We start from the raw sequence: 7,533 nt of genomic DNA, 5'->3' as shown, positions 1-7,533 counted from the left end.
CCCTGAGCACCGACGCTCGCCTGCGGTTTCTGCTGGCGACGCATCGGTATTCCACCCAGAAGGTGGCCGCAGTCCTTGGGGTGTCACAGCGCACCGTGCAGAGGTGGGTGACAAAGAAGCCCGGAGCGCGTCGCCCGCCGGGCCCGCTGCATCTCCGGGCGATCGAGGAAGCAGTCCTGGCTCGGTGGCAGCCCCGAATACGAGCCCGCCGACGCGCCCAGGCCGAAGCGGAGGGCTTCGTCTTCCACACCAGGGCGCGATTCGGGTTCGCTGCTGCGGCCGGCTCCTCGGACGACCCGCGGGTGCGGTGGATCACCCAGTACCTGCCGGGAGAGGTAGCCCGGGAGTTGTTCGCCGCCCGGGACGCCGGCGCGGGCGAGCAGCAGCAGATGGTGATCCTCGCCCGCGCGCTGGGGCATGCCTACTTCCGCGATGGGGGCCGCCGCGCTCACGGCCTGCACATCGCCTTCAGCGACCTCGAGTTCGCTGACTTCTCAATCGGATGAGCGTGCCCTGATCGGACGCGTCAGGGGCCTTCAGCGCCGCGGAAGCTTGGCGCGTACGGCCAGCATCGCTTCGTACCTGTTGGCCTCCTGCCGCTCGCGCCAATCCCACTCAACACGGCCGGCCGGGCCTTGGCGGCGGGCCACAGGCGGCTGGGACGGGCGCAGCCTGGCCGTCTCGGCCACGCGCAGCAGGAGGGCACGGCCTCCTGGCGTGGCGAACAATTCGTGGTCCTCGCCGGATACGAGCCGGGCGAAGCAGGCCGCGGCCCGCAGGAAGACACCCGCCCAGGGCGGTACGGGGTAGGCGGCGCAGCCGTCGGTGTAGCGGGCGCGGTCGTGCAGGGCGAGTGTGGCCGCAGCGTCGTCGTAGTCGCGAGGTCGTGCGGTAGCAAGTTGCTGGAGGGACGCACCGGTGATCAGTGCAGCGGCAACGGTCGCGGCCAGGCGAGGGTGCGCGGTCACCCCATGAAGCCGATGAGCGACTTGCTGGGCAGCGTACGGGGTGAGAGGTGTGGGCGGTGGGCGGTGCCGCCAGACGATCGGCGGCGGCGTGCACGGGGCGGCACAGGGGCTGGGACTGTCGTAGGAGACGAGGCGGTCGAGTGCAGGCAGGGTGAGCCATCGGCTGCTTGGCCGGGCCGGTTGGTCTGCAGGCAGGGGCACGGGGGCGGTCGCGCCGTAGTAGTGGCGGCGGGCGGTCTGAAAGTCGGTAGTGATGATGTGGTCGGCCGCTTGCAGGGCTTGGTGCAGGACGGTGGGCAGGTGGGGGCGGTGGCAGACCAAGATCAGGTGGATACCGGTGAGCGTGCGCAGTTGCAGGAGGCGCATCGCGCGGCGGGCGGTGAGGCGGTGGGCGCGCAGGACGATCAGCCGGGTGACGGGAAGAGCAGTGATCCAGGCCGTGGCGGCTTCCCATGCGGGCTGACGGCCACCAGGGAAACGGCCTGGAAGCAGGGGCGGCTTTTCCAGAGCGGCGAGAAGGTCGTGGGCGAGGCCGGTTTCGCTGGTGGTGCCCGGGCCGGGGTGCAAAGTGATCCGGCCGGACGGCGGATGGTGGGCGGCCAGGGCGGTGTGCGTATGAATCACGTCGTCATGGCGGTCGATGACCACGGTGACGGGCGGTGGCGCGGCGAGCGGCATGGCGGCGTGGTAGTCAGGCGAGGCGGCTGAAGGCCCAGCGCAGCAACTCTTGGTCGACGCGTGGGCGGCCGGTGCGGACCAGGGCGGTGCGGGTGTGGGCGGTCAGCTGGGCCCAGGCGCGGAAGTTGCCGTGTGCGGCGTGGCTGTCGGCGAAGGTGATGTCGTCGAGGTCGGCGTCGGCCCAGATGGGGTGGAACAGGGGGATGGCTTCGAGGACTTCGCTGGGGGTGAGGCGGGTGAAGTGCTGCCAGATGAAGATCCGGGAGGACAGCATCGGCTCGCGACGCAGCACGGTGTGGCAGCCCTCCCCGCCGACGAAGATGATCGCCAGCTGGGTGGCCGGTTCGTCCCACAGATAGCGGAAATATTCGAACGCCTCCCCGTTGAGCCACTGGGCCTCATCCACCAGGAAGGTACGAGGGCGTTCAGCCAGAGCGGTCTTCAGTAGACGATCGAATTCACTGGGGTGGCGCGGCGGTTCACCGGCCAAGTCGAGCGCGGTGAACAACTCGTAGCGCACTGCGCGGGCGGTGGGCCGGGCACGGAAGGTGATCTTGCGGACGTCCTCGTGCGGTTCGAGTCCGCGCAGGCAGGTGTTGACGGCGAGGGTCTTGCCGAAGCCGGCCCCGCCGTGGATGCACATCATGGCCCGCGCGGCGACCGTGTCGGCGATGTTCTCCCGGGCGGTGAGCAGGGCGCGGGTGGTGACCACAGACGCATCGGGCAGGTCGACGTACTGGTAGGTGGCCGTGGTCACGAGGCGTCTCCGTCTTCATCGGTGGTGAGAGGTGTAGCCCGCCCGTCGCGGCCGTCCGGGACGGAAGCGCCACCACGGCCGGACGGGTGCAGGATGGGCGGGCTTGGCGTGGTCAGCGCGGCCAGGGAAGCAGGGGTGCGCCAGTCGGCCGGGGGCGCAGCGTGCGGGATGAGGTCCGGCATCGCGAGCTGCGCGAGGTCGGCGTCGGCAGTCCGGGCGAGTTCGGCCTCGGCCTGCACGGTAGTCAGCGCGCCGAGCCGCTGAGGTGCCTCGGGCTGGTTCACGGCGGCGTAGCGCTCGCGCTGCGAGGCCTCCAGGTCCTTCTTCAGACGGCGTGCACGGGCGGCCCGCGCCCTTCGTACGGCGCCGATCTGTTCGTCGGTGGCCTGATCGGCCAGGTCCGCAGGACCCAGGTAGCGGCCGGTGGCGGCGTGGTAGACCTCGATGCGGTGGTCGTGGTGGGGCATGAAGCGGACCCTGACCTGGATCCCGGCCTGGCCGGTCATCCACGGCCCCACGTAGTCGCGTTTCCTGAAGCGGATGCCGCGGGTGGTCAGCGTGCGGGTGCCGGCGTCCTCCAGGGTGAACGTCCACAGATCCGCGGCCGGCACGTCCCGCAGCGGGGTGGGATCGTCCTGCCACGCCTCAAGCGGAGTCCTGCCCCGCAACGGCGCCGGGCGGTGCTCGGTGTTCCACCAGAGCGTCCAGGCCAGAAGCTGGGTGGTGAAGTCCTCGAAGCCCAGCAGGACTTCGTCCTGCGGACGGGAGGAGCGTTTGCCGGGGCGCGGCTGGCGGGCGTAGCCGGGCAGCGAGGCCAGGAACATGCTCTCCACCGCCCGGTTCAGGCCCTCCACGGTGCCCTTGAGGTGGGGGGTGTAGGCGGGCAGGTCCTCCACGGTGACGTCGAGGAGATCGAACGCGGCGGTCACCGTCCTGGACAGGAAGTCCTTGCCACGGTCGACACGCACTTTCTCGGGCACGCCGCCGAACGGACCGTAGGGGTCATCGCGCAGGACCGCGGAACGCAGCGCGGCCAGCACCGACTCCCGCGACGGATCCCCCGGCGTGACCGCGACGCCGGTGATCGCGTTCGTCGCGCAGTCGGTGAACCAGGTGATCCACGGCCTGCGGGCCCTGCCCTCGACGTCGACCAGCACCGGGACCTGCATGTGGTCCGTCTCCCACACCTGGTTCCGCCAGCCCCGCGGCCGGGCCAGGAACACATCATGCCTGCGCGCCGCCCGCTCCCCACCCGCAAGCCCCGCCCGCTCCCCCAGCGTCAGATCACGGCGGATCGCCCGGTGCAGCGTCGTCAGCGACGGTGCATCCGCAGGCGGAGACCGCCTAGCAGCACGCAGGACCAGTTCGCGGTGGACCGCCCGCACGTTCCCCTTCCACAGCGCCAACAGCCCACGGACCTCGGGCGTGACCGTGAACCTCGCATCGACCCGGGAACGTGCGCCGGGGTTGGCGGCTGCGGTCTCATCGCTCTGAGCCGCGGCCAGCCAGCGCCACACCGTGCGCTCCGACACCCCCAGCGCGTCCGCGGCCACCCGTACATGGACTGCTGTCAGCTTCTTCCCTGCCCGCAGTGCGAGCAGCCGCCGCACGGCCGGACCGCGCAGCGCCGTCCTCGACGCCGCAGGCAGTCCGCCGTCTGGGCGGATGGCGTCGCCGTCCTTCATGTCAGCTCCCCTCACGCGGGCGGGACGTCGTGTGCTTGCCGGTGGCCGGGAGCATGCGATCGCCCTCCCGTCTCTTGCAGGAACGCTCCATTCACAATGGCGGCGCGACCCGCTGGAACAGCCGCCTCAGCAAGGCCCGGTCGACGGATGCGTCAGCGGCGGTGAGCAGCGCATTCTGCAGGTGCGCAGTCAAAGCGGCCCACGTACGGAACGTGCCGTGCGCGCACGACCGATCGATCCACGTCAGATCCGAGGCCGGGACGGTGTGCCACAGCGGATGGAAACCTGTCACCACGGTCGCCACTTCCGCTCCGGTCAAGCGTGGAACCTCCTGCCATGCGCCGATACGCGATGCCAGCTGCGGCAGCCGGGACAGCGCCCGCTCGCTGCCCGCCCCGCACAGCACCAGCGTGATCCGCGTGCCGGGGTGGTCCCACAGGCTCTGCAGGTACTCAAGGCACGGCACGGGCAGGCGCTGAGCCTCATCGACCACCAGCACCCGCGCCTCACTCAAGGCACCCGCGACCGCGGCGTCAGCCAGCGCCGACGTGTGCGGGAAGCGGCCCGCCAGCCCCAGAGCGTCGAACACCGCACGCCTCATGCCGGCCACCGACGGGCGCACCGGCACCGGCACCCACGTCACCTTCCAGCCCGGGGGCACTTCGCCAAGCGCCATCCGCACGGCCGCGGTCTTGCCCCGGCCCGGGTCGCCGAACACACACACCGCACCCTGAACCGCCATCGCCTGACCGACCGCCTCGGCCGCCGCCCGCACCGACGACGACCGCACCAGCTGCGCTCCCGCCGGTAACGCCACACCCGCCAGCGCGCCGCTCTCCCCCACCGGCAAGCTCCCGGTCGCCTCTGATACGCGACGCGGCAGCCGGCGCGCAGCCACTTTCGCCGCGCCGCCCCCCTGCGGCCCGGCCAGGGCGAGGTCAGCCAGTGCCTGCCGCCTTTGCTGCTCATCCCGCTCCCGCCGCACCACCGCACGATCCGGCAGGACCCTGCCGCCCTGAAGGTCCCGGCGCACCACCCGGTGCAACGACGCCAGCGAGGGCACCTCTCCCCCGGCCGCCTTCAGATGCCGGTGCAGCGCCGCCACATTCCCGCCCGCCTGCGCCAGCACCTCCCACATCTGGTCGGACAACTCCAGCCGGGCCCGCGACCTGCGCTCGACACGGCCCTCCGTCCGCGCCGCCTCCAGCCAGCGCCACACCGTGCGCACATTCACCCCGCCGACATGGGCGCCCGCACGCACATGCGCCGTCGTCAACGCCCCAGCCGCATCCAGCTCCAGCAGCCGCGCAACCAGCACCGGTCTGGACACCCTCAACCCCGCCACGACCTCACCCCACGCGCCCGGCTCCCCCACCCCGCCCCCCTCCGCGCGCAAAACCCACACCGACCACCGTGCCGCCGCGCAGCCTCAAAAGGATCAGAAGTGCCGTTCTCAAGACAGTGGAGCGGAGTGGGGTGTACCACCCCACGACAGCCACACCGCTACAGAAACCACTCCACGGCAATGACGCTGTCCGTCCTCAGCACCCCACCAGCGGAAGCACCTCGACCTGACATACCGTCACTGACATCTCCCACCGACACCAAACCGGCACATCGCAGCGCGCGGCGCAGCGCGCCGCGCAGCTTACGGAGATCGACCCGGACTGGAACTGCCCCTGGCCACTTAACTGGCAACGCCGCTACCGCGTCCTCGCCGACCTGGTTGACGACGACGGCAGCCTGCCTCACATCGCGCCCGGCGTGCTGATGGACGGGGATGATCTGGGGCGGTGGCTCCAACAGCAGAAACAACCCGGCACCTGGACACAACTGTCCGCCGAGCAGCAGGAACGGCTGGCCAAGCTGGGCGTGAAGCCCGCCGAGACGCCGCCTCCCGCCACGGTGGCCGCGCGCACGACGAAGGGCCCAAGCAAGGCCGGGAGCAAGGCGCAGCAGGCGTTCCAGCGCGGCCTGAGCGCCCTCGCGCAGTGGGTGGAGAAGGAGGGGCGGCGGCCCGTCCCGCGCAGCACGGTCGTCGAGATCACGGTCGACGGCGAGACGGAGCCGGTACCCGTACGGTTGGGGGTATGGCTCTCGAACACCAAGTCGAGGCGCGACAAGCTCACCCAAGACCAGCAGCACGCACTGCGGGAGCTCGGCATCGAGTGGGCGTAGAGCTGCTACGCGTACGGACTGCGTACGGAAAGCGCACGCATGGCGTACGAGACACCCTCATGCCCCAGCCCACCGACCAGGCGCCCTGCGGACGTCACTCGCCGCTGGGCAAGCAGATCCGCCCCGGGTCTCACCGATCGGGGGCCAATCCCCGCGAGCGCGAGGAGCAGGCGAGCGCCCGCCAAGCCGGGTCCGCTGATCCAGGGACCATCCCCGCGGGTGAGAACGAACGCGAGCGGTCGGCAGCGGGCATCGGCTGCGAGGTGGATCTTTGTGGTCAGTCCGCCGCGGGACTGGCCGAGGGCGTGGTCGGCCGGTTCGCCGGCTGGGGCCCCTTTTCGCGGGCCCCGGTGGTTAGATCCCAGGTCCGTAACCGGGGTCTGGCTGTCGGCGGGGGGTCCACCACTCGGTGAGCCCCCACACCGCAAGCGCGAGCGTGGCCAAGGCTACGAGTGCCGCGCCCCAGGGGCGGTGCACCCATCTGGCGGCCAACGCCCAGGCGAAGAGCGGAACCAGTGCGCCGCCGAGCACGATGAGCGGCAGATCGATGAAGAGTACGCTCAGATCGCGGGCATGGCCCTCGAGTCCTCCGTCGATACTGACCGCGGCGCGCGGTGCCCAGGCAAGCGGCGCGGCTGTCGCACCAAGGCCGGCGAGTAGGCATCCGGCGCCGCCCTCAGTCTTCGGGTTCATACCCGTGGCCCGTTCCGCGGTTCTCTCGCCCATGCCCGTGATAGACGCGGCGGCGTGGTGCACGGTTCCGACAGAGCGGCCGCGTGTTGTAACAGCGAACGTTTGGCGTGTTGTGATGTGACGCGCCGTCCGGGTGCTGTACCGGGTGGCAGGGGGCGGCCACTCGGGCACGGATCCATCCCCGCGGGCGCGGGGAGCAGACTTCCTGACCTGCGGCTTTATCGCTCCACGGACATATTTCCGTGGACTTTTGCAGATTCCGATAAAAGCGTCATACCGGCTCCTCTCCCCTAGCGGGGACAGCAAGCGAGCATCACAGTCCTCACTGTCTCGTACAAAACCTGTCCGGCCACGCCTACGCCGCCATCGCCGTAGACCCACCATGCGTCCTCGGCCATGACACCCCAGCACTGCGCGTAGAAGTCAGTGTTCTTCGGCAGGACGGTCAGCACGCGGGCACGCGCGCCACGATCCGCGCGCAGCCGGACGGCCTGGGTGGTGTGCGGCTGCACGCCGGCCGCCTTCGTGTTGCACGGCACCGCAGCCGGGCAGCCTGACGATCGTCCTGGAAGGT

Annotated in this window: 6 protein-coding genes and 2 pseudogenes; 2 read left to right on the top strand and 6 right to left on the bottom strand. The window is 70.8% G+C overall.

Annotated elements, in window-relative coordinates:
• Positions 1-107: 107 nt before the first annotated feature.
• Positions 108-506 carry a telomere-protecting terminal protein Tpg gene (gene tpg / locus ACSP97_RS36330; RefSeq protein ID WP_355155146.1) on the top strand — a complete coding sequence of 133 codons (399 nt, stop codon included), beginning with the start codon at positions 108-110 and terminating at the stop codon, positions 504-506.
• A 30-nt stretch (positions 507-536) separates the two neighbouring features.
• Here tpg and ACSP97_RS36325 read toward each other — a convergent pair whose 3' ends face one another.
• From ACSP97_RS36325 to ACSP97_RS36310, 4 genes are all read right to left on the bottom strand, one after another.
• On the bottom strand, positions 537-1,646 hold the full coding sequence (locus ACSP97_RS36325; RefSeq protein ID WP_355155132.1) for a hypothetical protein: 1,110 nt from the start codon (positions 1,644-1,646) through the stop codon (positions 537-539).
• A 13-nt stretch (positions 1,647-1,659) separates the two neighbouring features.
• The gene (locus ACSP97_RS36320; RefSeq protein WP_440555993.1) at positions 1,660-2,403 is read right to left on the bottom strand and encodes an AAA family ATPase; all 744 of its coding nucleotides are present in this window, start codon (positions 2,401-2,403) and stop codon (positions 1,660-1,662) included.
• Positions 2,400-4,013, bottom strand: coding sequence for a Mu transposase C-terminal domain-containing protein (locus ACSP97_RS36315; protein ID WP_435886309.1), 1,614 nt, complete (start codon positions 4,011-4,013; stop codon positions 2,400-2,402). The genes ACSP97_RS36320 and ACSP97_RS36315 overlap by 4 nt, the downstream gene beginning before the upstream one ends.
• A gap of 166 nt (positions 4,014-4,179) precedes the next feature.
• Positions 4,180-5,406 carry an AAA family ATPase gene (locus ACSP97_RS36310; protein ID WP_440555992.1) on the bottom strand — a complete coding sequence of 409 codons (1,227 nt, stop codon included), beginning with the start codon at positions 5,404-5,406 and terminating at the stop codon, positions 4,180-4,182.
• 302 nt (positions 5,407-5,708) lie between these two features.
• Here ACSP97_RS36310 and ACSP97_RS36305 point away from each other — a divergent pair.
• Positions 5,709-6,266 (top strand): annotated as a pseudogene (locus ACSP97_RS36305) (helicase associated domain-containing protein); the annotation flags it as partial.
• A gap of 211 nt (positions 6,267-6,477) precedes the next feature.
• On the opposite strand, the pseudogene ACSP97_RS36300 reads toward ACSP97_RS36305, so the two are convergent.
• Together ACSP97_RS36300 and ACSP97_RS36295 are read right to left on the bottom strand one after the other, a co-directional pair.
• Positions 6,478-6,592, bottom strand: a pseudogene (locus ACSP97_RS36300) (IS5/IS1182 family transposase); the annotation flags it as partial.
• Positions 6,593-6,620: 28 nt separating this feature from the next.
• Positions 6,621-7,022 carry a hypothetical protein gene (locus ACSP97_RS36295; protein WP_355527338.1) on the bottom strand — a complete coding sequence of 134 codons (402 nt, stop codon included), beginning with the start codon at positions 7,020-7,022 and terminating at the stop codon, positions 6,621-6,623.
• Between the last annotated feature and the right edge of the window lie 511 nt (positions 7,023-7,533).

Source organism: Streptomyces sp. SCPE 10, from assembly GCF_051980735.1.
Classification (GTDB): domain Bacteria; phylum Actinomycetota; class Actinomycetes; order Streptomycetales; family Streptomycetaceae; genus Streptomyces; species Streptomyces misionensis.
This window is presented reverse-complemented; position numbering and strand designations above follow the sequence as displayed.

Excerpts from the sequence above, each read along its gene's own strand:
- ACSP97_RS36325 (WP_355155132.1), bottom strand. The coding sequence starts at position 1,646 with ATGCCGCTCGCCGCGCCACCGCCCGTCACCGTGGTCATCGACCGCCAT.